The 23,740-nt window shown below is 70.6% G+C and carries 26 protein-coding genes and 1 pseudogene; 17 read left to right on the top strand and 10 right to left on the bottom strand.

The window, feature by feature from the left end; translation table 11 throughout:
• Positions 1–20 precede the first annotated feature (20 nt).
• From AKJ13_RS21025 to AKJ13_RS21000, 7 genes are all read right to left on the bottom strand, one after another.
• Positions 21–3,173 carry a CusA/CzcA family heavy metal efflux RND transporter gene (locus AKJ13_RS21025; RefSeq protein ID WP_050735110.1) on the bottom strand — a complete coding sequence of 1,051 codons (3,153 nt, stop codon included), beginning with the start codon at positions 3,171–3,173 and terminating at the stop codon, positions 21–23.
• Positions 3,170–4,693, bottom strand: a complete 1,524-nt coding sequence (locus tag AKJ13_RS21020; RefSeq protein ID WP_050735109.1) for an efflux RND transporter periplasmic adaptor subunit — start codon at positions 4,691–4,693, stop codon at positions 3,170–3,172. Before AKJ13_RS21020 ends, AKJ13_RS21025 begins: the two co-directional genes overlap by 4 nt.
• On the bottom strand, positions 4,690–5,094 hold the full coding sequence (locus AKJ13_RS21015; RefSeq protein ID WP_050735155.1) for a FixH family protein: 405 nt from the start codon (positions 5,092–5,094) through the stop codon (positions 4,690–4,692). Before AKJ13_RS21015 ends, AKJ13_RS21020 begins: the two co-directional genes overlap by 4 nt.
• Before the next feature lie 81 nt (positions 5,095–5,175).
• On the bottom strand, positions 5,176–5,589 hold the full coding sequence (locus tag AKJ13_RS21010) for a hypothetical protein (protein WP_050735108.1): 414 nt from the start codon (positions 5,587–5,589) through the stop codon (positions 5,176–5,178).
• 577 nt (positions 5,590–6,166) lie between these two features.
• Positions 6,167–6,409 carry a hypothetical protein gene (locus AKJ13_RS31480; RefSeq protein ID WP_039903393.1) on the bottom strand — a complete coding sequence of 81 codons (243 nt, stop codon included), beginning with the start codon at positions 6,407–6,409 and terminating at the stop codon, positions 6,167–6,169.
• Between the two features lie 359 nt (positions 6,410–6,768).
• A complete protein-coding gene (locus AKJ13_RS21005) occupies positions 6,769–7,419 on the bottom strand; it encodes a DUF1109 domain-containing protein (RefSeq protein WP_050735107.1) in 651 nt (216 codons plus the stop codon).
• The gene (locus tag AKJ13_RS21000) at positions 7,416–7,970 is read right to left on the bottom strand and encodes a sigma-70 family RNA polymerase sigma factor (protein WP_039903061.1); all 555 of its coding nucleotides are present in this window, start codon (positions 7,968–7,970) and stop codon (positions 7,416–7,418) included. Before AKJ13_RS21000 ends, AKJ13_RS21005 begins: the two co-directional genes overlap by 4 nt.
• Positions 7,971–8,492: 522 nt before the next feature.
• On the opposite strand from AKJ13_RS21000, the gene AKJ13_RS20995 reads away from it, so the two are divergent.
• The 11 genes from AKJ13_RS20995 (at position 8,493) to AKJ13_RS20945 (ending at position 18,126) form a co-directional block, all read left to right on the top strand.
• Positions 8,493–9,104 carry a DUF2231 domain-containing protein gene (locus AKJ13_RS20995; protein WP_050735106.1) on the top strand — a complete coding sequence of 204 codons (612 nt, stop codon included), beginning with the start codon at positions 8,493–8,495 and terminating at the stop codon, positions 9,102–9,104.
• Positions 9,105–9,340: 236 nt separating this feature from the next.
• Complete coding sequence (locus tag AKJ13_RS20990; RefSeq protein WP_064774651.1) at positions 9,341–9,778, top strand: hypothetical protein; 438 nt, start codon at positions 9,341–9,343, stop codon at positions 9,776–9,778.
• A gap of 168 nt (positions 9,779–9,946) precedes the next feature.
• On the top strand, positions 9,947–10,243 hold the full coding sequence (locus tag AKJ13_RS20985) for a hypothetical protein (protein WP_050735104.1): 297 nt from the start codon (positions 9,947–9,949) through the stop codon (positions 10,241–10,243).
• Positions 10,244–10,290: 47 nt separating this feature from the next.
• On the top strand, positions 10,291–11,823 hold the full coding sequence (locus AKJ13_RS20980) for a TolC family protein (RefSeq protein WP_050735103.1): 1,533 nt from the start codon (positions 10,291–10,293) through the stop codon (positions 11,821–11,823).
• A 41-nt stretch (positions 11,824–11,864) separates the two neighbouring features.
• Positions 11,865–13,283: a copper oxidase gene (locus AKJ13_RS20975; RefSeq protein ID WP_043380886.1), complete on the top strand. Its 1,419-nt coding sequence runs from the start codon at positions 11,865–11,867 to the stop codon at positions 13,281–13,283.
• 163 nt (positions 13,284–13,446) lie between these two features.
• Positions 13,447–13,737, top strand: a complete 291-nt coding sequence (locus AKJ13_RS20970) for a copper-binding protein (RefSeq protein ID WP_050735102.1) — start codon at positions 13,447–13,449, stop codon at positions 13,735–13,737.
• Between the two features lie 75 nt (positions 13,738–13,812).
• On the top strand, positions 13,813–14,523 hold the full coding sequence (locus tag AKJ13_RS20965) for a copper-binding protein (RefSeq protein ID WP_050735101.1): 711 nt from the start codon (positions 13,813–13,815) through the stop codon (positions 14,521–14,523).
• Positions 14,523–15,233 carry a transglycosylase SLT domain-containing protein gene (locus AKJ13_RS20960; RefSeq protein WP_050735100.1) on the top strand — a complete coding sequence of 237 codons (711 nt, stop codon included), beginning with the start codon at positions 14,523–14,525 and terminating at the stop codon, positions 15,231–15,233. Before AKJ13_RS20965 ends, AKJ13_RS20960 begins: the two co-directional genes overlap by 1 nt.
• 121 nt (positions 15,234–15,354) lie before the next feature.
• Positions 15,355–16,152 (top strand): GNAT family protein, encoded by a 798-nt coding sequence (locus tag AKJ13_RS20955; RefSeq protein ID WP_050735099.1) that lies wholly within the window; start codon positions 15,355–15,357, stop codon positions 16,150–16,152.
• 66 nt (positions 16,153–16,218) lie between these two features.
• Positions 16,219–17,523 carry a hypothetical protein gene (locus AKJ13_RS20950; RefSeq protein WP_007563965.1) on the top strand — a complete coding sequence of 435 codons (1,305 nt, stop codon included), beginning with the start codon at positions 16,219–16,221 and terminating at the stop codon, positions 17,521–17,523.
• A gap of 327 nt (positions 17,524–17,850) precedes the next feature.
• The gene (locus AKJ13_RS20945) at positions 17,851–18,126 is read left to right on the top strand and encodes a MerR family DNA-binding transcriptional regulator (RefSeq protein ID WP_007563962.1); all 276 of its coding nucleotides are present in this window, start codon (positions 17,851–17,853) and stop codon (positions 18,124–18,126) included.
• Positions 18,127–18,255: 129 nt separating this feature from the next.
• Here the strand turns inward: AKJ13_RS20945 and AKJ13_RS30635 are convergent, their stop codons facing one another.
• Both AKJ13_RS30635 and AKJ13_RS20940 read right to left on the bottom strand, forming a co-directional pair.
• Positions 18,256–18,480, bottom strand: coding sequence for a GDCCVxC domain-containing (seleno)protein (locus AKJ13_RS30635; protein WP_007563961.1), 225 nt, complete (start codon positions 18,478–18,480; stop codon positions 18,256–18,258).
• Entirely contained in the window at positions 18,480–18,902 is a 423-nt protein-coding gene (locus tag AKJ13_RS20940) for a hypothetical protein (RefSeq protein WP_007563959.1), read from the bottom strand. The genes AKJ13_RS30635 and AKJ13_RS20940 overlap by 1 nt, the downstream gene beginning before the upstream one ends.
• Before the next feature lie 69 nt (positions 18,903–18,971).
• On the opposite strand from AKJ13_RS20940, the gene AKJ13_RS20935 reads away from it, so the two are divergent.
• Positions 18,972–19,397 (top strand): helix-turn-helix domain-containing protein, encoded by a 426-nt coding sequence (locus AKJ13_RS20935; protein ID WP_007563956.1) that lies wholly within the window; start codon positions 18,972–18,974, stop codon positions 19,395–19,397.
• Between the two features lie 145 nt (positions 19,398–19,542).
• Here the strand turns inward: AKJ13_RS20935 and AKJ13_RS20930 are convergent, their stop codons facing one another.
• Positions 19,543–20,049 carry a helix-turn-helix domain-containing protein gene (locus tag AKJ13_RS20930; RefSeq protein WP_306308044.1) on the bottom strand — a complete coding sequence of 169 codons (507 nt, stop codon included), beginning with the start codon at positions 20,047–20,049 and terminating at the stop codon, positions 19,543–19,545.
• 106 nt (positions 20,050–20,155) lie between these two features.
• Between AKJ13_RS20930 and AKJ13_RS20925 the strand changes: the two genes are divergently transcribed.
• The 5 genes and pseudogenes from AKJ13_RS20925 to AKJ13_RS20905 all read left to right on the top strand — a co-directional run.
• Positions 20,156–20,911: a cation transporter gene (locus tag AKJ13_RS20925; protein WP_050735098.1), complete on the top strand. Its 756-nt coding sequence runs from the start codon at positions 20,156–20,158 to the stop codon at positions 20,909–20,911.
• Between the two features lie 47 nt (positions 20,912–20,958).
• Entirely contained in the window at positions 20,959–21,945 is a 987-nt protein-coding gene (locus AKJ13_RS20920; RefSeq protein ID WP_050735097.1) for a cation diffusion facilitator family transporter, read from the top strand.
• Positions 21,946–21,952: 7 nt separating this feature from the next.
• Positions 21,953–22,639 (top strand): hypothetical protein, encoded by a 687-nt coding sequence (locus AKJ13_RS20915; protein WP_007563950.1) that lies wholly within the window; start codon positions 21,953–21,955, stop codon positions 22,637–22,639.
• Positions 22,640–22,651: 12 nt separating this feature from the next.
• The gene (locus tag AKJ13_RS20910; RefSeq protein ID WP_007563949.1) at positions 22,652–23,398 is read left to right on the top strand and encodes a response regulator transcription factor; all 747 of its coding nucleotides are present in this window, start codon (positions 22,652–22,654) and stop codon (positions 23,396–23,398) included.
• Positions 23,395–23,740 (top strand): annotated as a pseudogene (locus AKJ13_RS20905) (two-component sensor histidine kinase); the annotation flags it as partial. The gene AKJ13_RS20910 and the pseudogene AKJ13_RS20905, both read left to right, overlap by 4 nt.

The raw sequence follows: 23,740 nt of genomic DNA, 5'->3' as shown, positions 1-23,740 counted from the left end.
CATTCGCTCCTGTTGATTCCTCATTCGGCCGCCAGAGGCATCCGTGCACCCTCCGCGGCGGCCTCCGGCAACCCGCGACCTTTCACCAACGCGTAGACGGCCGGAATCACGACGAGGGTCAGCACGGTCGAGGACACCATCCCGCCGATCATCGGCACGGCGATGCGCTGCATGACCTCGGAGCCCGAACCGGTGCTCCAGAGGATGGGCAGGAGACCCGCCATGATGGCGACCACCGTCATCATCTTGGGCCGCACCCGCTCGACGGCGCCGACCATGATGGCCTGCCGCAGGTCCTCGCGCGTGAGGGGGCGTCCCTCACGCCGGCACCCTGCCCGGACCTCGTCGAGGGCGTGGTCGAGGTAGACCAGCATGATCACGCCGGTCTCGGCTGCGACGCCGGCGAGCGCGATGAAGCCGACCGCCACCGCCACCGACATGTTGAAGCCCATCCACCACATCAGCCAGACGCCGCCGACGAGCGCGAACGGCAGCGAGAGCATGACGATGAGGGTCTCGGTCAGACGGCGGAAGTTCAGGTAGAGGAGCAGGAACACGACGAGCAGCGTCAGCGGCACAACGATCCTGAGGCGGGCTTCGGCGCGCTCCAGGTACTCGTACTGCCCGCTCCACTGCAGGGTCGTGCCCTGGGGCAACCTGACCTCCCTGTCGACCGCGGCCCGCGCGTCGGCCACGTAGCCGCCGAGGTCGCGCCCCGTGAGGTCGACGAAGATGTAGACCGCGAGCTGGCCGTTCTCGGTCCGGATCGAGGTCGGCCCCCGGGTGAGCTCGACCTTCGCGACCTCACCGAGCGGCACCGTCCCGCCGGCCGGCAGCGGCACCTGCACCTCGTCGGCGATGGCCCGCGGGTCGGAGCGGAAGGCGCGCGGGTAGCGCACGTTGACGGTGTAGCGCTCGCGGCCCTCGACCGTGTTGGTGACGCTCTGCCCGCCGAGAGCCGAGGCGACCACGTCCTGGACGTCGCCCACCATGAGCCCGTAGCGGCCGAGCGCCTCCCGGTCGGGCGTGATGTCGAGGAAGTACCCGCCGATGACCCGCTCCGCGTAGGCACTCGACGTGCCCGGCACGTCGCGCACCACCGCCTCGACCTGACGGGCGACCTTCTCCATGGCGCCGAGGTCGGTGCCGAGCACCTTGATGCCGACCGGGGTCCGGATGCCGGTCGAAAGCATGTCGATGCGGGCGCGGATCGGCTGCGTCCAAGCATTCGAGACGCCCGGGAACTGCAGCGCCCGGTCCATCTCCGCCTTGAGGCTCGCGAGCGTCACGCCCGGGCGCCACTCGGCCTTCGGCTTGAGGCTGATGATGGTCTCGGCCATCTCCATCGGCGCCGGGTCGGTCGCGGTGCTGGCGCGCCCGGCCTTGCCGTAGACCGAGGCGACCTCCGCGAAGGACTTGATGATCCGGTCCTGGGTCGCCAGCAACTCGCCCGCCTTCGTCACCGAGATGCCGGGCAGGGTCGTCGGCATGTACATCAGCGTCCCCTCGTCGAGTTCCGGCATGAACTCCGAGCCGAGCTGGCGCGCCGGCCAGACGGTGACCGCCAGGACGCCGAGGGCGAGCAGGATCGTGGGCAACCGCGCCCGCAGTACGCCCGCGATGACCGGGCGATAGAGCCAGATCAGGAGCCGGTTCACCGGGTTGCGATGCTCCGGGACGATCCGTCCGCGCACGAACAACACCATCAGCGCCGGCACCAGGGTCACCGACAGGAGCGCCGCCGCCGCCATGGCGAAGGTCTTGGTGAGCGCGAGCGGCCCGAACAGGCGCCCCTCCTCGCCCTCCAGGGTGAAGATGGGCAGGAAGCTCACGGTGATGATGAGGAGTGAGAAGAACAGCGAGGGGCCGACCTCGCCCGCCGCCTCGACCAAGATCTCGACCCGCGGCTTGTCCGGCGGCGCCCGCTCCAGGTGCTTGTGGGCGTTCTCGATCATCACGATGGCCGCGTCGATCATGGCGCCGACCGCGATGGCGATGCCGCCGAGCGACATGATGTTGGCGCCCAGCCCCAGCGCCTTCATCCCGGCGAACGCCATCAGGATGCCGACGGGCAGCATCAGGATGGCGACCAGCGCGCTTCGGACGTGTAGGAGGAACACGATGCATACGAGGGAGACGACGACGCTCTCCTCGACAAGCGTGTGCCGCAGCGTCTCGATGGCCGCGTCGATGAGTTGCGAGCGGTCGTAGACCGGCAGGATCTCGGTGCCGGCCGGCAGGCTTTTCGCCACCTCCGCGAGCTTCGCCTTCGCGTTCTCGATGACGGTCAGGGCGTTCGCGCCGAACCGCTGCAGGACGATGCCGCCGGCGACCTCGCCGTCACCATTCATCTCGGTGATGCCCCGCCGCTCGTCAGGCCCGAGTTCGACCCGGGCGACGTCCCGCACCCGCAGGGGAGCACCACCGGTGGTCTTCAGGACGATGTTGTCGATGTCGGCCACGCTCCGCAGGTAGCCGCGTCCGCGCACTATGAACTCGAACTCGGAGAGCTCGACCGTGCGGCCGCCGACGTCGGCGTTGCTCGCCCGGATCGCGTCCCGGAGCTTGTTGAGCGAGATCCCCTGCGCCCGTAGGCGGTTCGGGTCGACCACGACGTTGTACTGCTTGACGAAGCCGCCGACGCCCGCGACCTCGGCCACGCCCTCGGCCCGCGACGCCCCGAAACGGACCACCCAGTCCTGGAGGGAGCGCAATTCCGCGAGCGTGCGCTCCTTGGCCACGACCACGTACTGGTAGACCCAGCCGACGCCGGTGGCGTCCGGACCGAGGGTCGGGGTCACGCCCGCCGGCAAGCGGCTGGCGGCCGCGTTGAGGTACTCCAGCACTCGACTACGGCCCCAGTAGGGATCGGTGCCGTCCTCGAAGATCACGTAGACGAAGCTGACCCCGAAGAACGAGAAGCCGCGCACCACCTTCGCCTTCGGGACCGTCAGCATGGCGGTCGTGAGAGGATAGGTGACCTGATCCTCGACCACCTGCGGGGCCTGGCCCGGGTACTCGGTGTAGACGATGGCCTGCACGTCCGAGAGGTCGGGGATGGCGTCGAGCGGCAGCGTTCGCAGCGCCATGACGCCAGCGGCCACGGCGAACACGGTGCCGACCAGCACCAGGACGAGGTTGCGGGCCGACCAGCCGATGAGGCGCGCGATCATGGCTTGCCCTCAAGGTTCGAGGCCTGCCGGTCGCTCGCCTTCGGGGCGGACATGGACTGAAGCGCCGCCTTCAGGTTGCTCTCGGCGTCGATCAGGAAGTTCGCCGCCGTGACGACCCGGTCGCCGGCGTCGACGCCCTCGCGGACCTCGACGTAGCCCGTGCCGCGAACCCCGACCTTGACCTCGCGGGGCTCGAAGCGCCCCCCGCCCCTGTCGAGCAGCACCACCTGCCGTGCACCTGTGTCGATGACCGCGTCGTCGGGCACCGCCACGACGGGCTTGCCCGCCCCCGTGGCGATCTCGACCTCGGCGTACATGTCCGGCAGGAGCGCGCCGTCCGGGTTCGGCAGCTCGATGCGCACCCGCGTGGCCCGGGTGTCCGGGTTTACCTGCGGATAGATCACCCCGACCTTGCCGGAGAAGGTCCGGCCCGGGGCCGAACGCAGGCGCACGGTCACGGCCTGTCCGGCGCGAACCCCGGCCAGGTCGCGCTCGGGCACGTCGGCCAGCACCCACATGACCGAGATGTCGCCGATCCGGAACAGGGTGTCGCCGGCCGCGGCCTTCATGCCCTCGACGGCCGAGCGCTGCAGCACCAAGCCGTCCCGGGCCGACGACCAAGTGATGGCCATCGGCACCTTCCGGGTGCGCTCCATGTCGTCGATGACGGCCTCGGAGACGTTGAGGTTCTGCAGGCGTCGCCGAGCTCCGTCGAAGCCGGGGTTGGCGATGAGCTGCGCGGCGGCGGAATTGATGTCGGGGGAGTAGACGTGGACCAGCGGCTGGCCCTTGCGGACGCGGTCGCCGGTGGTGACGTCCTCGACATGGTCGACGTACGCGTCCGACCGGGTCGCGATGACCGTCACGCGCCGCTCGTCGAGGGCGACGGTACCGGGCACGCGCACCGGCTGCGCCACCACCCGCCGCTCCACGGTTTCGGTTCGGACGCCGGTCCGCTGGACCTTGCCGGGGGAGACCGTCACGACGTTGCCGCCCTCGTCCTCGCCCGCGTAGACGGGGATGTAGTCCATCCCCATCGAATCCTTTTTCGGGGTCGCCGAGGTGTCCGGCAGGCCCATCGGGTTGCGGTAGTAGAGCACCTTGCGCGTGCCCCGGTCGGGCTTTCCGGCCGCCGCCGTTCCAGGCGCCGCCATGCCGTGCCCGGTCACGTCGTGGCCGGCCATGTCGGGGGATGTCGTCTCGCTCCCTTGTGCCTGGTCGAAGCGCACGTCCTCGCTGGCCCGAACCGCCCGGAAGTCGTGCCCCTCCGCAGTCGTTCTCGGCGACGCGGAGTAGACCGGCTTCCCATCCGGATCCTGGTAGTAGACCACCGGACCCGTGACCTTCGGCGGCGCCGGTGCCTGCGGACCCGGCATGCCGGTCGGCAGCCAGTGGGCGAACTCGGTCCGTGCGCGCTCGACGAGGACCGGAACGGGGCTGCCATCGCGCCCCGCCCAGTACCCGGTGCCCCCCGCCGCCAACGCGGCGAGGATCCCGGCGAGCCATGCCGAGCGGCTCACTTGACCGCCTGGAAGACGAGCCTGTCCTCGACGGTGCCGGTTTCGCCCTGGACCTTCGCCCCCAGCGAGAGCCGCCAGCCCCCGGCCATCGTGAGCTTCGCCTTGAAGCGGTAGATGCCAGGCTCCGTCGACGGGACCTGCTCGATCGTCGAGGTCATCTCGTCCATGCTGTCGGGCGCCATGTCGATGCGCTTGGCGAAGATCACCGCGTCCGGAACGGGCTTGCCGGTGCGCTTGTCCATGAGGCGCACCGAGAGGATGGTCTCGCCGACCTTCGCCTCCGTCCGGGTCGGCTCGAAGGCGTAGTCCTTGATGCCGGCGAGCGCCGGCAGGGCCGGGACCGACAGCGCGGCGCCGAGCAGCGCGGCACCGAGGGCGCGCGCGAAGGGGTACGTGGTCACGGATTTCGTCTCCTGAACGCGATGGATGGCCACGCGCGGACGCGCGGCGTCGTGCCGGCGTTCACGCCGGCGGCATCGGGCTCAGGCTCGGGGGGGCTCAGGTAGGGGGCGGCCGGACAGGCTGGCGAAGGACGCCGCATCGGGCCACACCCGGCTCGTCCGCGTCGCCACCGGGGCCGGGACGGACGCCGCGGTCGGCAGGAGGGAGGCGACGCTGGCGAGGCAGAGCGCCAAAAGCGGACAGCCGGCCTTGGCGCAGTCGGGCTTCGCCACCTTCCCGGGCGGGCAGCACGGCATGTCGGCCATGTCCGCGTCGCCCACGTCCATCCCCTCCATCTCGGCATGGGCAATGGCCGAGGTCGCCTCAGGCGCGGCTTGCGCCATGATGAACGCGCGCATCCCCGCGGCGGCCGCGGGCGCGGCCACCGGCGTCAGGGCGAGGCTGAGTACCGCCAGGAGCGGCAACAGTCGCCGAAGGGCGATCAAGAACGTCACGCAGGTACGATGCCAGCTTTTCGATCCGGGCGGAAGGCCAGTGTCACGGGAGACGGCGCGTCTCAAGTCTTGAGGGTCAAGGTTTCGTTCCGTCGGGCGGTCGATCCGCCGACCGACCTCGCCGGGCGGGCGTCTCGGCGACCCGTTTCTCGTGAGCCCGCCGGACCGCGCCATGGCGCGTCCGGCCTGCCGTGCCATGGCCGTCCCCGAACGGCAGGCAGAGGCCGGATCGAGGCCGCTACCCATGGAAGCCGCATCGACACCGTCGGTCCCCTGGCAAGCCCGCGGACATGGGGTGGCCGTCTGCCGGGCGCGCAATCTGGAAGGCGGTCAACAGGGGAATGGTCGCGTGCATCGCAGGCGTGAGCCGGTCGTCGCCCTCGGGCTGTTGCGCTGGCCGCCCATCGCAAGGGCGCAGGTTCCGGGCTCCCGGCATCCGCGCGCGTGCTGTCCGGGCATCTGGGAAACCTACCGCACACTTGGCCCTCCGCGCGGTAGGCGGTGCAGGGCGGCGCGCCAAACCTCACCCCGTACAACCCCAATCGGCCGGTCCGGCGGTTCGGACCCCGCGGGAGGTTCAGAAGTGCTGGGCGGGGGGTGCCGACCGGGCGGCGGCAGGGCGACGGGGCACCGCGCTGATCGATCCGGTCGTCAGGCCGACGTCCGGAGCTTCGACCTGAGGCGTTTCGGTCCGTTGCGATTGATGCGTCTGGGGCAGAAAACGGGGTGGGACGTTGTCCATCCATCCCGCGAGCGCGTAACCCGGCAGTCCGGCGAGCATGGCGATTCCTGCAAAGGCGGGGATGATCTTGCTTTTCATGGCGGAACCCGTTGATCTGACGAGAAGCTTGCCGCTCCTTGTCTTTAAGTCCGGATGTCTTGGACGTACCGTTACAGCGCGCTGCGAACCTTTGTGGGGTTGGGCCGGGGTCGCCCGGCGCGGCGCCTCGCTCACCGGGGGGATGATCCTGCAAGCGATTGTGGGATGCGCGGCGGCCGCATTGCCTCGCGCGGCCGGGCGGGTGGGAGGGTCATGCCCGTCGTCGTGCCGGATCCCATCCGCGGCGATACCGCAGCGAGGCCCGTGACATGAAGCGTCGGCCGGCGACAGGCCCCCAAACCGTCGCGTCGCCCCTTGAACCCCGGCAGGCGATCCGGAGGATGTTCCGAACCGGCTCGCTACCAGCGAAGGAGGCGCGGTCCCAGGAGCGCTCCGACGAGCGTGCACATCGCGATCGTCCCCCCGTACCAGACGGCGACGAACGGTACGGTATCGTCCATGCAGTGCAGTGAATAGCCGAGCGCGCTCACGGCTCCCGCGGAGAGGCCGACCAGGGCACCCGCCCGCACGAGATCCGTCGGCGCTCCGAACCGTCGAACCGCCCAGGTGACGACGGCGAACGGCACGACGGCGATCACGGGGATCGAGATGAGGCATTCGAGCCAGGTGTGACCGGATACCATGCCGTGCCAATGTTCGGTCGGCGCCATCAAAAGGCTCACGCACGCCAGCGCCGCGACCACGAGGAACGGCAAGGCGGCGACCCCGAGATGGACGCGGCTCTCGCCGCCGGGCCTGACCGCCCTGACGAGATACCGGAGCGCGAGACTCCCGACCGCGGCCGCGAACGAGAACTTGAACGCGAGGAACAGGAGCGGCCGGACCTCGGTCAGGCCGGGACGCAGGCCCAGAAACGCCAGCGCCAGGCACAGCGCGGCCGTCGCGCCGACCGCGACCGCCAGCGCGAGCCGGCGGGTCATCCAGGGGGCCCCGACCGGTTCGCGCTCGAAGCTGGCGCCCAGCAGGCCGATGAGTTCGTCGGTCTTCATCTCGCCTTGCCTCCCACGAGATTGGCCAGGGTCTTCAGGCCGCGGTGGACGCTCACCTTGATCGCGGTCTCGGACATCCCGGCACGTTCGGCCGCCTCGGCGGCGCTCAGGCCCTCGACCTTCGTCGAGAGGATCGCGTTCCTCATCTTGGGCGGTAGGTGCGCCAGGAGGCGCTCGACGTCGAGCGAGCTCTCCGCCGCGACATGATCGTCGCGAGCCACCAGCACGCCGGCATCCTCGACCGGGACGTCGGCCGCGGCCGTACGCGTACGCCGAAAATGGTCGATGAGCTTGTAGCGGGCGATGGCGTGGATCCACGGCGTCACCGGTTGCGTGACGTCATAGGTGTGCCGCCGCACATGGATCACCATCAGCGTCTCCTGGACGAGATCCTCCGCCTCGGTGTCGGTACGGCCGGAGCGAGCCAGCTTGCCTTTGTAATACGCGCGTAGGTGCGACCCGAGCCGCCCCAGGAAGCGCCGGTAGTCGGCCGCGCTGCCCGCAAGGCTGGCGATGAGCAGCGCGCGCAGTTCCTCTTCCACCTGCAGCACCGGGACTAGGCGGGCCGGTTCGTAGCCGCTGAGCGGATGTCAGAGATACGTCGCATGTTCCGCCACCCCACCGTGTCCTCACGACCGCAGCACCATCCTGTAGGAGCGTGTCGTACGGCGATCTGCGCCCTGAGGCTCGTCGGCCGAAAGCGACGTATGATCGGCCGCGCCGCTCGGAGAACAATCCGCAAGCGGCCGCCGAAACGTTACAGCGCTCGCGGCATGCCCGGGAGCGTAGGCATGTGCCGCGCATAATTGCCAAGCCTATGCCCCGATCTTAGACCCAGCCGTACCCGACGCCACGGGCCGGGCGGGAAGCCTCCGGAGCCTCGCCGCCGGCGCTCTCCCTTCGCATGGACAGGCTTGCCGAGAGCGCCGCGGAGAGGGCGGTCTCCGATCCGGGGAAGACGGCGGGCTCGGCCCGGGGCCGGCGTTCGGCGCCATCGCTTTTCCCCTCACCGCGGGCGGTCCGGGCAAGAAGCCGGCCCGTCCCGCCATCGACGTTTTCCTAGGAGTACGATCATGATCGAGGTGATCCCGAACTGGCATCCGGTCGCGGTCCATTTCACGGTCGCCCTCCTCATCACGGCCAGCGTCCTCTTCGCCGCGGGGACCCTGTTCAGGAAAGCGGCATCGGGAGGCGCGCTCACGGCCGCCGCCCGATGGAACCTCGCGATCGGCGCGGCAGTCACGGTCGCGACCCTCGCCACGGGTTGGTCGGCGTACAACACGGTCGATCACGACGCGCCCTCGCACGCGAACATGACCGTCCACCTTCGCTGGGCCGTCGCCACCGCGCTCGTGTTCCTCGCCGCCGCCGGCGTCGCCTGGCTGGAGCGCCGGAAGGTCGCAGGCGCGGGCGTCCTGCTGCTGGTGCTCCTCGCCGGAGGTTCCGGGGCCCTCGTGGTCACGGGCTGGCTCGGCGGCGAGAACGTCTACCGTTACGGCCTGGGCGTCATGGCGCTCCCGAGATCGGGCGACCACGTCCACCCCGCAAGCGGCGGCCATCCCCATGAGCACGGCCACGACCACGAGACCGCGGACGCCCCAAAGACGCCCGATGCCGCCGCGGGCAAGGTAGTGACGCGCCCGGCGCCGGACGCCCCCTCCACACCGCACGAACACGCTCATTGACGGACGGGCCGCGGTGATACCCGTCCCGGGTACCCCCAAGCGCCCGTCGCATGAACGCGGCGGGGGTCCTGGCACCGGTGTGGCGGTCAATCCGCCGAGTGCGGCTTCGCCGTCGACACCGGCATGTGGCGAACTTCCAACACGCTGAGTTTGTGGGACATCGGTCGAGCACCACGGATTGCAGCTTCCACCCCGGCGTGAGAATGTCCGCGAAGATTAGGCAGGGGCCCTGATCAGTGAATGTCGTGCGCGCATTGCTGCTTGCCGTACTCGCCTTGGCCTTGGCCATCGCGCCGGCAGCGCCGTGCACCATGGGCCGGCAGTCGATGGCTCACCGCCACATAGCAGCCGCCGCGGCGACGCCTCTCGCGCACGCCGCCGGCGCCTTGGGCGGCCAGAACGAGCCGGACGAGGCTGGGATACGGGGGACTTCCCTCGCCGTGCCGGCGGCGGCCGCCGACGAAGGATGCCCCGGCCATCGGCATCGCCCCAAGCATCCTCCCTGCCCGGCGACCTGCTGCCCGCTCGCGTGCCAAGCCGCGCTTCCCACCCTGCCATGGGCGAGCATCACCCTGGAATTTCATCCGTCCGAGCGGGTCCTGATCGTCCAGGTGGACGGGGCCGTCGACGCGCATCCGCTACGGATCGAGCGGCCGCCGAGGCGCCAAGCGTGACGCGCGGGCGGATCTAGCGCCCGCCCCCGGCCGCTCCGAAGGGACGGCCTCGCACACCCACAACGAGCCGACGCCTTCGCTGGGCGCGACGCCGTCGCCGCTCGGCCCGCGGCCCGTGCAACGCCTGGGACTGCCTTCGGCCGTCCGCCTCAATTCGGGAAATCCAAGATGTTCAAGCTGCCGAGACCGGCCGCGCTCGCGGCGGTCCTGCCGCTCGCCGGCTGCTTGCCCGCCGCCGTTCCCGCCGGGCTCGTCCTGCCCTCGGAGCCGGACATCCCGGTCCGGCCGCCCCGCTACGCCAAGGTGACGCAGGGCGTGAAGGATTTCGGCGTCGTCGACCCTAAGGATTGGCGCGAGCTCAATCGTCAGGTCGCGCCGAAGGCCGGGTCCGGCGGGATGGGGGGCATGCCGGGCATGGACGGGATGCCCGGCATGGGCGGCAAGCGCGATTCGGGGGGGCGGTGATGGCCCGTCGCTGTAACCAAACGGGCGGCGGCGCCGGACTACCGGACATGAGTGGCACGACGACCGCGCCGGGACACGCCGGTACGACCGCGCGACCGCCGGACGAGGCCGTCCGGGGGCGGTTCGTGCGCGTGGCCGCGAGCGTTACCGGCCTCGGCCTCGCCTTGGGGGGCTGCGCGAGCTTCTCGCCGGACGCGGGCCTCTCCGTCGCAGGCGGCTACGCAGCGTTGGAACTGCGCAAGGACATCGTGAAGGCGGACGACCAGGGCGTCGCGCCGAGCGCGGACGCGCGCGTGGACGCGTTGCTGCGCCGTCCCCTGACCGCCGACGGCGCGGTGCAGGTCGCACTCCTGAGGAACCGGGGCTTGCAGGCCGCCTTCAACGACCTCGGCGTCTCCGAGGCGCAGTACGTGCAGGCCACGCTGCCGCCCTCGCCGCGCCTCTCGATCACGCAGTGGGGATTGGGGTTCAACACGGAGATCGAGCGCGCCGTCGCCGCCAGCGTGCTGGAGTTGGCGACGCTCCCGGTGCGCGCCGAGATCGCGCGGCAGCGGTTCACGGCCGACCAGTACAACGCGGCGGAGCAGGTCCTGCGGCTCGGGGGCGAGGCGCGCCGGCAATTCTACCGGACCGTGGCGGCCAACCAGGCGACCGCCTTCCTCGAACAGGCGCTGGCCGGCGCGGAATCCGCCTCGACGCTGGCCAAGCAGCTGGGCGAGACGGGCGCGCTGAACAAGCTGGAGCAGGCGCGCGAGCACGCCTTCTACAGCGAGTTGGGCGCGCAGCTCGCCAAGGCGCGGGTGCAGCAACGCGCCGAACGGGAGCGGCTCACCCGACTGCTCGGTCTCTGGGGGCGGGACATCGATTTCCGCCTGCCTAACGGCCTGCCGCCCCTGCCTGGGAGGCTCGTCGACGGGCACGCCATCGAGGCCGAGGCGATGAGCAAGCGGGCCGACGTGCAGGCCGCCCGCTTCGAGCTGCAATCGCTCGTGGGGCAGTTCGGGCTGAACCAGGCCAGCGGCTTCGTCAGCGTCTTCGATGCGGGCTTCGCGAACCGGTTCTCGCGGTCGAGGACCGCGGGGGGCGAGGGCGGTGCCCCGAAGGTCGACAAGGCCAGCCTGAACGGGTTCTCGGCGGATCTCGTCATCCCGATCTACGACTTCGGGGCCACCGCTGTCCGGGGGGCGCAGGAAAGCTACATCGCCAGCGCCAACCGCCTGGCGGAGCGCGCGGTCAACGCCCGCTCCGAGGTGCGCGAGGCGTACCAGCGCTATCGCGGCCAGTACGACATCACCCGGCATTACCAGACGAGCGTCCTGCCCCTGCGGCGGACGATCCAGGACCAGGCGCTGCTCCAGTACAGCGGCATGCTGCTGGACGTCACGACGCTGATCGTCGACGCCCGGGCCAGGATCCTCAGCAACATCCAGGCGATCGAGGCGCAGCGCGACTTCTGGATCGCGGCGACCGACCTCAAGGCGGCGACTGTCGGCGGCGGTTTCTCGGGGGGCAACTTCGGCGGCGAGGCCGCCGGGGGCACCCCGGGGACGAGCCTCGCCGTCGCGACGCCCGGCGGCTGAGATCCGGACCCCGGACCGCCCATGACATTCGGAGGGAAACCATGACAGACATTTCGCGCAGGGGGATCCTGGGTGCGGGCGGCCTCGTGCTCGCCGGCACCTCCATGATCAGCGGGCGCGTCCAGGCCGCCGGGCTTCCGGAAGCCCCGATCATGGACAAGGCGACCATGCAGCCCCCGCTCTATCCGACGAGCGGGCCGGACTACCAGCCGGTGGTGACGCTCAACGGCTGGACGCTGCCGTGGCGCATGCGCGGCGACTGGAAGGAGTTCCACCTCATCGCCGAGCCGGTCGTGCGCGAGATGGCGCCCGGCATGGACGCGCGGCTCTGGGGCTACAACGGCCAGTCGCCGGGACCGACCATCGAGGCGGTCGAGGGCGACAAGGTCCGCATCTTCGTCACCAACCGCCTGCCGGAGGCGACCGCCGTGCACTGGCACGGGCAGACGCTGCCCAACGGCATGGACGGGGTCGCCGGCCTGACCCAACCCGGCATCCCGCCGGGCAAGACGTTCGTCTACGAGTTCATCCTCCGGCGCTCCGGCACCTTCATGTACCACCCGCACTCGGACGAGATGGTCCAGATGGCGATGGGCATGATGGGCTTCTTCGTCGTGCATCCGCGCGATCCGGCCGAGCGGCGGGTCGACCGCGACTTCGTCTGGCTGCTGAACGCCTACGACATCGAGGCCGGGTCCTATGTGCCCAAGGTCAACACGATGCTCAACATGAACATGTGGTGCTTCAACAGCCGGGTGTGGCCGGGCATCGATCCGATGGTCGCGCGCCAGGGCGACAAGGTCCGGATGCGCTTCGGCAACCTGACCATGACCAACCACCCGATCCACGTCCACGGCGTCGACTTCAAGGTCACCGGCACGGACGGCGGCTGGATCAACGAAAACTATCAGTTGCCGGAGGTGTCGGTCGACGTCGCGGTCGGGCAGATGCGGGCCATCGAGTTCAACGCCGACAACCCGGGCGACTGGGCGATCCACTGCCACAAGTCGCACCACACCATGAACGCCATGGGCCACAACGTGCGGACCTACATCGGCGTGAACCTGAAGAGCACGGCCAAGCAGATCCAGAAGATCGCCCCAGGTTACATGCCGATGGGTTCGACGGGCGGTGGCATGATGTCCGAGATGGAGATGCCGCTGCCCGAGAACACGCTGCCCATGATGACCGGCGCGGGCCCGTTCGGGTCGGTCGAGATGGGCGGGATGTTCACGGTCCTGAAGGTCCGTCCGGGACTGGCGGCCGGCGATTACCGCGACCCCGGTTGGTACAGGCATCCGGAAGGCACCCTCGCATACGAGTGGACCGGCGAGCCGATGCCGGAGCCGGCCCGCGCCCCGGACACCCCGAAGGCCCGGCGCGCCCGGCAGACCGACCTGCGGGTCGTCGATCCGCGGACGCGCCGCACGGCCTCGAACGCGGGCGGCCACGAGCACTAGGCGGACGCCCACAACGCGCCAGACGGCCTGCCGGAATCGCCACGAGCGAGGCAGGCGAACCCGTTCGGAACGGGAGCGATCCCGTCCGAAGTCCGCCGCGCCGGTCGCCGATCCCCTCAACGGCGCCGGCGTGGCGGTTCAATCGACCTGAGGAGAAGAAACCATGAGAAGCAAGTTCCCGCTCGCCGTCCTTTCGGCGGCCTTCCTGGCGGTCGCGGCGCCTGCATGGGCGCAGTCCGTGAAGGGGACGGTGACGAAGGTAGACCCGGCCGCGGGCAAGGTCACGCTCGACCACGCGGCGATCCCGAAGCTCGACATGGATGCGATGACGATGGCGTACCCCGTCAAGGATCCCGCGATGCTCAAGGATCTGAAGGCCGGCGACAAGGTCGATTTCGACGTCGCGGAGGCCGGCGGCGCGTACACCGTCACGAAGATCCAGAAGACGAAGTAGCGCCCTGGAGGGAAGCCCCGTGCGGCTTCCGCCCGGTCCCGCGCGAGGGCTTCGGAGCCCTGAGATGGAGCAACCATGCGACGCCTGATCCTGTCCACCGCGCTCGCGGCCGCGCTCGTCGCCCCGATCCCGCAGCACGCCGGCGCGCAGCCCGCCAAGGGCGCGCCCGCAGCCCTGGAGCGGGCGCGCGAAACGATGTCGAACCGTTTCCGGGACACGAAGTTGACCGGCGACCCGGACCGGGACTTCGCGGAGCTGCTGATCGCCAGCTACGAGGAGACGTTGTTCCTGGCCAAGACGCAGCTCGACTACGGCGGTGACCGGCAGCTGCGCGAGCTCGCGCAGAAGATCCAGGACGAGCAGCAGGCCAAGATCGACGCCCTGAAGCAGTGGCAGGTCCGCAGCCGCGAGGCCGGCTACCGGCCGCAGCCGAACCAGACGCCGTCGGGCGAGGGACCGTTGGACCGTCGAGCGAAGGGCGACCCGGCCCAGGGTCAGCCGGAAACGCCCCCCGCGGAGAAGGCGGCCCCGCAGCCGGCTCCGCAGGCGACGCCGTCGAACGCCCCGCTCGTCGCCGGAACCGTCAAGAAGGTCGACGACGCCGCGGGCAAGGTGACCCTCGACCACGAGACCATCCCGAACATCGGGATGGACGCGATGACGATGGCCTACAAGGTCCAGGACCCGGCCATGCTCAAGGGCCTGAGGCCCGGCGAGCGGGTGCGGTTCTCGGCCGACCGCGTGAACGGTTCGATCGCCGTCACCCGCATCCAGAAAGCCAAGTAGTGGGATACGGCCGGAACGTCCCACGCCCGGCGGCACCTCGCGCCCTGGGCGTCCTCCTCGGCCTCGCCGCCGTTGCCGGCGCCGGGGCGGCCGCGGCGGAGGGCACCGCGGGACCATCCGCGACGGCCACGGCCCCCGGGAACGCCAAGGCCCGCGGTCGCACCGCCTATGGCGAACTCCTCATGCGGGAGGCGACGGCACGCGGGGTCCCGCCCGCGCTCGCCGAGGCGGTCGCGTTCGTCGAGAGCGGCTACGACGCCGGGGCGGTCGGAACGGTCGGCGAACTCGGGTTGATGCAGGTCCGGCCGGCCACGGCGGCGATGCTCGGTCATCGCGGGCCGGCCGCGGAACTTCTCGACCCTGCCACGAACATCCGCTTCGGCGTCGCCTACCTCGCACGGGCCTGGAGCCTCGCGGGCGGCGATGTCTGCCGTGCCCTGGCCAAGTATCGTGCCGGCCACGGCGAGGAGCGCATGACGCCGCACTCCGTCGATCACTGCCGGCGCGCCCACGACCGGCTGGCCGCCATGGGGTCGCCGCTCGCGGCGGTCGCGGCGACGGCCGGTCCCGGCATCCCGCGGACATCCGCATCGAAAACCCGCGCGGCGCCGACGGCCGTCATGTTCCTCGCGAACCGGTTCTGGGCCGCGCACGTCGCGCGCGTCCGGGCCGTCGAGATCCGGACCGCCCGGATCATGGAGGGCGGCTGATGCGGCCCGAATGGGCGGCGCTCCCGCCGCTCCCCTGGGTGCGCCGGAAGGCGCCGGTCACCCGTGCGCGTCGACGCATGGCCGCCCTGGTGCGCCGGCGGCGAATGGAGGGAGGCTCGGCATGACGTTCAAGCCTTACCCGCACGCGCGCGGCGACGGCTCCCTCGGCGATGGCTTGGCGATGCTGCGCGCCAGGGTGGCCCGGCGCATCGCCCTGGGCCCCTACTCCAGGCGGGTCTCGATAGGTTTTGGGCGGAACCTGTCGGTCGCCATCGAACCGCCGGTCGCCAAAATCCCGGTGCGATTGCGCGACTTCCGGCCGGACGACCTCGCGGCCCTCTTCCCCTCCGGCGGCGACGAGGCGGCGAAACGCGAACGCGATGACGTCGAGTGGCGATTGCGTGCCGCCGCGCACGGCGTCCTGCCGAGCCGCTGCTACGTGCTCGAAGAGGTCAGGTCGGGCCGCCCGTGCCACGTCCAGTGGCTCACCGACCCGGGTTACGGCGACGCGGTCCGTCGGTCCGGGGCCCTGCCGGTTCTGGCAGCCGACGAGGCCATGCTGGAGAACGCCTTCACGCCGAAGGGCTTCCGCGGCCTGGGCGCCATGGCCGCCGCCGTGTACCTGATCGCCGAACGCGCCCGGTCACTGGGCAAGGGACACTTGGTGGCCTTCGTCGACGCCGACAACGCCGCCTCCCTCAAGGCGGTCGAACGGGCGGGCTTCAGACCCTGTTCGATCCGCACGAGACGCCAGTTCGCCTTCGGGACGTTCCGAACCGTCCGATTCGAACCGCGGGCGGGGGCCGTGGGTCGCGGCGCGCGCGCCACGCCGCGGGACGAGGGCTACGGCGCTCACCCAGGGGACGGCATCCAGTCGGAGGTGGACGCACGAGAGGCGGAGCCGCCGGATGCCGACTGAGCCCATCAATCACGCCGGGCCGCGAAGCGCGCCCTCCCCTCCCGGACATTCGGACCGATCCGCCCCGTGACGGCAATCGAAGCCATCCACGCCCTCGCCCACAGGCTCACGGGCCTCGACTACCCACACGGCCACTGGTGGATCGTCGCCGATGCCCTCCTCGTCTTCGTCGTGGCGCCTGTGTGGACCGCGTGGCTCGTCGGCCGCGCCGCGCTGCGCCGCCGTCGGCGGACGGCGGATGCTGTCGCCGCGGCGGGAGCCACCGATGCCCTGCGGGACGCCCCGTCCCGTGGCCGTCGGCATCGCGGCTTCGCGCTCCGGCCGGGACGGCGCCTGGAGGCATACGTCCTGGGTGCCACGGCGGGCATCCAGGTCCGCTTGGTCTTCCTGTCTCTCGCCACGCTGCCGGCCGCCTGGCTGACCCTTGAGATACCCAAGCACATCGTCAACCACACGCTCGACGACGCGCGGGGCGACGGGCATCCCGGCATGACGTTCCTGGGACTCCCCCTCGGCCGCACGGAACTCCTGTTCGCGCTGTGCGCCGGCTACCTCGCCGTCCTCACCGTGAACGGCCTCCTGAAGTACGCGGCGAACCGGGTCCGCGGACGCGTCAACGAGCGGGTCGTGCGACGCCTGCGCCTGGCCGTCCTGCGGCGCGTGCGGACGGAGCGCTCGGTCGAACGCCGCACGACGCTCTCCGCCGTGGCGGTCCAGGAAGTCGAGCCCATCGGCTACTTCGGCGGCAGCCTCGTCGCGGTCCCCATCGTGCAGGGGGGCGTGCTGGTCACGAGCGTCGCCTTCCTCCTGCTCCAGGACGTCGCCCTTGCCTTCGCCGCGCTGATCATGCTGCCGGTGCAGCTTACGGTCCTGCCGCGCCTCCAAAGGCGTCTGAACGCGAAGGTCCGGCAGCGCGTCCTCGCCACGCGGACGCTGGGCGCCCTCGTCACCACGCCCGAGGTCGCCGGGCGTCCGGGCCTCGCCCCTTCCGCGGCGGAGCGCGATGCATCCGCCTCGTCGTTGCGGCGCCACATGGCGCACGTCGAGGAGCTTGAGCGGCTCCGCGTCGCCATCAACGACATGAAGGGCGGCATCAAGAGCCTGTACAATTACACGTCCAACCTCACGCCGTTCTTCTTCTTCCTGATCGGCGGCTATCTCGTCGTGCAAGGCCGCCTCACGCTCGGCGCCCTGGTGGCGGCGCTCGCGGCCTACAAGGAGATCGCGCCCGCCCTCAGGGAGCTGTTCGATTTCGCCCAGGATTGGTCGGACGCGGCGGCGCGCTTCGCCGAGGTCACGCGGGCCGTCGACCTTCCGGCTGCCGTTCAGCCAGGCATCACGAGGTCGGTTTCGGCACGGGAGGCGGCCTAGCCGACGGGCGCCCAACCTGTGCCGTTCCCCGACCGCGGCCTCCCCCCGCTCCGCCTCCCGGGGCCCGCACCATACGAGGTCCTGGCGCGGCCGCCCCCGGTAGCGAAGGCGACCGCGGCCCTCGGGGCTCCACCGTCGGTGCTTCCGGCCACGGCGACGTCGCGTGCCCTAAGGCCGTCCGGCGCGGCTCGGCCGGCGGCGATGCGAGCACGCTCCGGATCACACCGGCGTTCGAGCCGAGCGAAGCGGTCGCGGGGCCGGGTCGGTCGCGGCGTCCAGACTCATCCGGGTGCGCCGACGTGCCTCGACGGAACTAGGAGTGGGGCGATGAGGATCGGGGAGGTGGCACGCGCCTGCGGGATCTCGCCCAAGATGATCCGCTACTACGTGCGGACGGGCCTGATCCCGACACCGACCCGGTCGGTGTCGGGCCTTCGGGTTTACGCCGAGGACGAGGTGCGCAGGCTGCGGTTCGTGCACGCGCGGCATCCGTCGATAGTCGCGCCGCCGCTGGCTGCCATGGGGCGCGCGTGCGCCACGTTCACAATCCTACGATTCTGGGCAGGTTTCTGGCTGCTGCGCCGGCAGTGTTTTTGTCCTTAGCGCGCCAGACTGGGACGCTTTGCATCAGGCGACCCGCACGGCGTTCGGATGGGTTTGCGCAAGCCGACCTCGGTTTTGGCGCAGCGCCACTCACCGGGTGGGCGTGATGGAGCTAAACAGTATGGCTGCTCAGCCCTTGCAGCAGCTCGCCGGTTCATTTCGTTCCTGAGCTTCCTGGATCGGCGGGCACGGGACATCGCCGTACGAGCAGAATACACAGCAATCGCCCTTCTTCGGGCGGAGCAGAGTGCCGCAGCCAGGGCATTCGTAGAAGAACTGGCAGGCGTCGGTCGGCATCGTTTCCGAAGCCCGGTGCCCACAATGCGGACAGGTCAGGATCGAGATCAGCTTCATCAGGCTGTCCGCAGCATCTTGATCAGGGCGGGCTCAAAGTAGCTCCCGGCCGCAGCGGCGGCGATGAACAGCGTGGCGAGGCTGAGAAGCACCAGGGGGGCGGATGACCGACGCGGAGCTGGGCATGATCCATCCGGCCCGCAAGCAGCCCGTCGCCGCCGCGCGTAGAAGAACCAGCCGGCGATGACCGCCAGGACGCTGACGAGCATCAGCGGCGTGCGAAGAGAGGCGAGCACGCCGAGGACCGTGAAGACCCCAGCACCGATCCCGAGGCCGCCCAAGACTATGGGCAGCACGCAGCACGACGAGGCCGCCAGGGCACCGAGCCCCGTGATGGCGCCGAGCGCAGCGATGCTGCCAACGCTGACCGCGGCCGGTTCGTGGACGGGTCGTTCGGCAGGCGGTGTCTGATCGAGGGTCATGTCTCGTATCCATCGTGATCCTCGGCTACCCTGCATCCTGTAGCCACTACAGGATCAAGGGCGATCTTCATGGGTACGGCTAAGGGGGCGCGAAGCGGGGCCCTGACCATCGGTCAATTGTCGCTGCGGACCGGCGTCAACATCGAGAACATCCGGTACTTCGAGAAGGTCGGCCTACTCCCTTCGCCCCCGCGCACCGAGGGTGGCCATCGGTCCTACGGCGTCGAGCACGAGCGCACCCTGGCCTTCATCCGTCGCGGACGCGAACTTGGCTTCACGCCGAACGAGGTTCGGGCGCTGCTCGAACTGCGTCGGCCTGGTAAGGCAACCTGCCGCGAGGGACAGGGGATCGCGAGGCACCACCTTGACCGGGTGCGTGCGAAGATCGCGGACCTGTCAAGGCTCGAACGTCTCCTGGCCGAAACCATCGAGCAGTGCCCCGGTGGGGCGGCTCCTGGATGCCCGGTGCTCGATATGATCGACCCCGCCGAGTGAGCTTCGGAGCACCCATCCGACGCCTGCATCCTCGGTAGACCCAGAGGCCCCCACCGTCGGTCCGCTCCGGCCGCGAACCAGAGCGGTTACAGGAAGCGGTCCTGGCATTCGGTTGCTTCAAACCTCGAATGTTCGGAAGTCCCAATCACGGCTGAGCCCGGCCCTCCCGAAATATCATGTCGTCTTCCTGATCGAATGTCGACGACGATGCGCTCCGGGGCCGGGCTCCCTGCTTCGCTTCCGGCCTTGTGGGACGCCGGCTCCGGGTAGCGCGGTGGCCCTCATCCTCGCAGCAGGCATGGTCCGAGAGGACCTCGATGACACGGCACTCGCCGACCCGGCCTTGGCCGCACGCGTCGGTCATGCGGGCGAGCTCGCCCTTCAGGGCCATGAGCCGCTCGATGCGGCGCTCGACCTCGGCCATGTGACGCCGGGCGATCTTGTCGACCTCGGCGCAGGAGCGGTCGGGCTGGGCGGCCAGCGCCAGTAACTCACGGATGGCGTCCACCTCGAAGCCGAGCTCGCGCGCGTGGCGGATGAAGGCCAGGCGCTCGATGTCAGCCCGCCCATAGCGGCGGCGGCCGCCTTCCGTCCGCGGCGGCGGCGGCATCAAGTCGGCCGTCTCGTAGTAGCGGATGGTCGTGGCGAGCACGCCGGTACGCCGCGACAGCTCGCCTATCGACAGCTCCATTTTTCCGCTTGCTCCTCTAGTCGCTGGAGGAAGTAGGCAGTCGTCCACGACTTGGAAAGGAGGCGTCATGGCCAAGGAGTGCTGCGGCTCGACCGTTGGCTGTCAGGCATCGAGGGCGGAACGTGCGCATCCGGCGGCGCCGCCGCAGGTCGTCGCGGGGGGCGATTGCGGCACGGGGGATGCCTGCGGCTGCTCTGGGGGCGTGCCCGTCTTCGACGGGGTCGACCCGCGCTACAAGCGCGTGCTGTGGACGGTCATCGCCGTCAACGGCGCCATGTTCCTGACCGAGATGGCCGCCGGGCACCTTGCCGGCTCGCAGGCGCTCCAGGCCGACGCCCTCGACTTCCTGGGCGACACGGTCACCTACGGCCTGAGCCTCGCGGTCATCGGAGCGTCCCTCAGGGCTCGGGCCACGGCGGCGCTCGCCAAGGGGCTGTCCCTCAGCGTGATGGCAGTCTGGGTCTTTGGCTCGACTGCCTACCACGTCCTGGTGCTCGGGGTGCCCAAGGCCGAGGTCATGGGCGTCATCGGGCTGATGGCCCTGGCAGCCAACCTCGGCTCGGTACTGCTGCTGCGCCCCTACAAGGACGGCGACGCCAACGTGCGCTCGGTCTGGCTGTGCTCGCGCAACGACGCCATCGGCAACGTCGTGGTGATGGTGGCTGCGCTCGGTGTCTGGGGTTCCGCGTCGGCCTGGCCCGACCTCGCCGTCGCGGCGGTGATGGCCGGCATCTTCCTGACCTCGTCGGTGCAGATCCTGCGGCAGGCCTGGGCGGAGTATCGCGAAGGCGCCGTCACGACGCGAACCGCGGCGTCCGGATAAGGCGCGCACCGATCCGCGTACAGACCAAGACGGATACAGGGACGACCATGACATCACACGACGCACGCGCAGGACATGATCACGGATCGCATGACCACGACGGCGAGGCGGGTCACGACCATGCCGGGCATTCCCATGGGCCAGGGCACAGCCATGCCCCCGCAAGCTTCGGGACGGCATTCGCCATCGGCATCGCGCTCAACGTCGGCTTCGTGGCCGTCGAGGCGACCTACGGGGTCCTGGCGAACTCGGTGGCCCTGCTCGCCGATGCCGGCCACAACCTCTCGGACGTGCTCGGCCTCATCGTGGCCTGGATCGCGACGGTGCTGGCCAGGCGGGCCCCGAGCGCGCGGTTTACCTATGGGATGAAGGCCTCGTCGATCCTGGCGGCCCTTTTCAACGCCGTGTTCCTGCTGGTCGCCGTCGGCGCCATCGCGTGGGAGGCGATCCAGAGGTTCGGTGAGCCCGTCCCGGTCGCAGGCAAGACCGTGATGGTCGTGGCCGCAATCGGCATCCTGGTGAACGGCATCACCGCGTGGCTGTTCGCCTCCGGGGCCAAGGGCGACATCAACATCCGCGGGGCGTTCCTGCACATGGCGGCCGACGCCGCCGTCTCGGCCGGGGTGGTCATCGCCGGCCTCGTCATCCTCTACACCGGATGGACGTGGCTCGATCCGGTGGTGAGCCTCGCCATCGTGGCCGTCATCGTCTGGAGCACGTGGGGGCTCCTGCGAGACAGTCTTACGCTGTCCCTCGCCGCCGTCCCGCCGGGCATCGACCCGGTCGCCGTACGCCGCCACCTCGAAGGGCTGCCCGGCGTCGCGGCCCTGCACGACCTGCACATCTGGGCGATGAGCACCACGGACACCTGCCTCACGGCGCACCTCCTCATGCCCGGCGGCCGTCCCGACGACGCCTTCCTGATGGCGGCGGCCACCGGCATCAGGGAGCGGTTCGGCATCAGCCACACGACCCTCCAGGTGGAGACGAGCGAGGCCACCGCCTGCGCCCTGGCTCCGGACCACGTGGTCTGAGCGCGGCATGCAAGCCTGGTCCTATACCCTGATCCCCGCCGCGGCCGCCGTCGTCGGCGCGGCGGTGGCGGTCAACCTGCGGCCGGGCCCCGTCCTGGTCAGCGCCATCCAGCACTTCGCCGCGGGCGTCGTCTTCGCGGCGGCCGCGGGCGAGATCCTGCCCGACGTCAAGCATGCCGGATCGCCCTGGGCCATGCTGGTCGGGGGCGCGCTCGGCGTCGCCGCGATGCTCCTCGTCCGTATCCTGGAGAAGCGGGTGAAGGGGCCGGCCGGGCTGATGTCGGTCACCGGCATCGACATCCTGGTGGACGGCCTCGTCCTCGGCATCGCCTTCGCGGCCGGGGCGAAGGCCGGCATCCTGCTCACCGTCGCGCTGACCATCGAGGTGCTGTTCCTGGGACTAACCGTGGCGAACGAACTCGGCGAGGGCGGCGCGTCGAAGGGCAAGGTGGTCGGCCTGACGGCCGCCCTCGTGCTGCTGCTCCCGCTCGGAGCCCTGCTCGGCGGGCCCGTCGGCTCGCTGCCCGCCGCCGTCCAGGCCGGCTTCCTCTCCTTCGGCCTGATCGCCTTGCTGTACCTCGTGACCGAGGAACTCCTCATCGAGGCGCACGAGACCGAGGACCGCCCCTGGGTGACGGCGATGTTCTTCGCGGGCTTCCTGCTGCTGCTCCTGCTCGACGGGATGATCGGCTAGGCTGTATCCGGAATGCTTGCCGCGGGCGAAACCAGGTCCCTCCCGGACGAGGCCCACATCCTGCTCGTCGAGGACGACGACGGCATGCGCGTGCTCGTCGGCCGCATCCTGCGGGAGAGCGGCTTCCGGGTCACGGGCTGCCGCGGCGGCGCCGAGATGTGGTCGCTCCTGCCCGACACGCCGGTTGACCTCGTCCTCCTCGACGTCATGCTGCCGGGCGCGTCCGGGTTCGACCTGCTCAGGGCCCTGCGGGCGAAGGGCACCGTCCCGGTCATCATGCTGAGCGCCCGCAACGAGGAGGCGGACCGGGTGCTCGGCCTGGAACTGGGCGCCGACGACTACGTCGCCAAGCCGTTCGGGCGCCCAGAACTCCTCGCCCGGATCCGGGCGGTGCTCCGCCGGTCGGCGCTCGCGCCGGTGCCGAGCGCGGCGTCGCGGCCGGAATCCCTCGCCTTCGCCGGCTGGCGGCTCGACCTGCGCAGCCGCGCCCTGACCGATCCCGAAGGCGCCGCCGTCGACCTGTCGGGCGCCGAGCACGACCTGCTGCTGGTGTTCCTGGAACACCCGGGCCGGGTGCTCGGCCGCGAGCAGATCCTGGAGATGGGCCGCGGGCGCCTCTCCGCGCCGTCGGACCGCAGCGTCGACACCCTGGTCAGCCGGCTGCGGCGCAAGCTCGAACCGCCCGCGGGGACGGCCGCCGTCATCAAGACGGTGCGGGGCACCGGCTACATGCTGGCCGCCAAGGTCGAGCGGGCATGAGGGGCGTCCTCGGCCTCGCCCGCAGCCTGGAGGGGCGCACCGTCGTCGTCCTGCTCCTGGCCGTGCTCCTCGTCCATGGCGGCGCGCTGGCGATCTACCGCCTCTCGGCGGCGGCCGCCGCCGACGAGGCCTTCGCCACCGAGGTCGCCCGCCAACTCGTCATCGCGCGCGAGGCCGTGTCGCGGCGCCCGCCGGAGGAGCGGGCTGACGAGGCCGAGGCCCTCTCGTCGAACCATTTCGAGATCGGCTGGGACGCCCCAGCGCCGGCTCGCCCCCCGGGGGCGACCGATCCCGCGCTCCGGGACCTGCGCGACCGCCTCCTCGCCCTCGAACCGGTCCTCG

It is taken from the genome of Methylobacterium sp. ARG-1 (assembly GCF_001262595.1).
GTDB lineage: Bacteria > Pseudomonadota > Alphaproteobacteria > Rhizobiales > Beijerinckiaceae > Methylobacterium > Methylobacterium brachiatum.
Note: the sequence above shows the minus strand (reverse complement) of the source record. Positions and strands in the feature narration are given on the sequence as shown.